General features: G+C 62.2%; 3 protein-coding genes. 1 reads left to right on the top strand and 2 read right to left on the bottom strand.

The features are described from left to right. Nucleotides 1–145: helix-turn-helix transcriptional regulator (locus EOC06_RS43470; protein WP_368773601.1), on the top strand; the 145-nt coding region annotated here is incomplete at its 5' end. A gap of 24 nt (nucleotides 146–169) precedes the next feature. Here the strand turns inward: EOC06_RS43470 and EOC06_RS25365 are convergent. Then, nucleotides 170–787 (bottom strand): LysE family transporter, encoded by a 618-nt coding sequence (locus EOC06_RS25365; RefSeq protein WP_127271743.1) that lies wholly within the window; start codon nucleotides 785–787, stop codon nucleotides 170–172. 131 nt (nucleotides 788–918) lie between these two features. Continuing rightward, on the bottom strand, nucleotides 919–1165 hold a 247-nt coding region (locus EOC06_RS40320), incomplete at its 5' end, for a LuxR C-terminal-related transcriptional regulator (protein ID WP_245470048.1).

The raw sequence follows: 1165 nt of genomic DNA, 5'->3' as shown, positions 1-1165 counted from the left end.
GTTGAAGGAGGCGGCGGCGCGTTCCAACATCACCGTGAAAACTGGCCGCACCTATCTCGAACGGATTTTCGCCAAGACCGGAACCCGCCAGCAAAGCCAGCTCGTGGCGTTGCTGAAGAACGTGGAGCTGCCCAACCGCGGCTGACAAGTGGGCGCATACACCTGTCGCTCAATGTCCAAATGCGGAGAAGCCGAGCGCCACCAGAGTTCCTCCCAATACGATGTCTGCATGCTTTCGAAAACGTGCGTAAAATCGCTGGGCGACCGGTTGGGAAATACAAAGGCCGAGAAGGCCAAACCAGGCGATGGCAATGGCAAAAACCAGCACAGCCAAGGATAGGTGCATTGCCCCGCGCGCATCCAAGTTCAGTGTGGAGGACGCGAAGAACAATGCGGTTGCAGGGTTTGCCACTGCCGTGACAAAGCCCAGCCGAAAGTATCGCGTGATTGGAACGGGCTTCGGCACGTCGAAGCCAACCTTGATCGACAGCGCCCGCCGCATCGAATTCCAACCGATGAAGACCAGCATTGCACCGTAGAGGCTGGCGGCCATCTGGTGTGCGAAGCCCCCTGACGGCAACGCTCCGGCCCCAGTCGCGACGATGGTCGCCAGCGAACTCGCGCCCAAGGCAACACCGGCGGCGGCAGACAGAGCCGTGGCGCGCGAAGCGGTTAACGCGGCCTGCGTGACGACGGCGAAGTTGGCGCCGGGCAGCATTGCCACCAGCGCATAGGAAATGGCGAACGGAAGCAACCCCGCCACCACGGCGTGTCCGGTTTCGAACATCGACTTTCCCCGCATCGGCAGCGGCCCGCCTCCTCAAGGCGGGCCGCTGCAATCGAGGGCGGAACTTGCACGGAATGCTTTGCCTCCGACAGTCGGCATATGCCGACTGTCGGGTTCCAACAACCAGGTTGCTACCTGCGCCCGGTAAGCGGTTCGGTGCTCTTGAGCAGCGCCACCAGTTCACTCTGCTGGCGGGTTTCGGTCTTGGCGAAGATACGTTCGAGATAGGTGCGGCCGGTCTTTACCGTGATGTTGGACGCTGCCGCGACCTCCTTCAGCGAGCGTCCCGATGCCAGTTCCGTCGCCAGGCGGGCTTCGGCCGGCGTCAGGTCGAACAGCTCGCGGACATGCAACTCGAAGCCGTCGGGAATACGGCGG

The sequence above is a fragment of the Mesorhizobium sp. M7A.F.Ca.MR.362.00.0.0 genome (assembly GCF_004023175.1).
In the GTDB taxonomy this organism is placed as follows: domain Bacteria; phylum Pseudomonadota; class Alphaproteobacteria; order Rhizobiales; family Rhizobiaceae; genus Mesorhizobium.
The sequence above is the reverse complement of the archived record's forward strand: the minus strand, read 5'-3'. Positions and strand labels throughout refer to the sequence as shown.

What these genes read in the sequence shown, in the direction of transcription:
- EOC06_RS25365 (WP_127271743.1), bottom strand. Translation starts at nt 787, where the DNA reads ATGTTCGAAACCGGACACGCCGTGGTGGCGGGGTTGCTTCCGTTCGCC.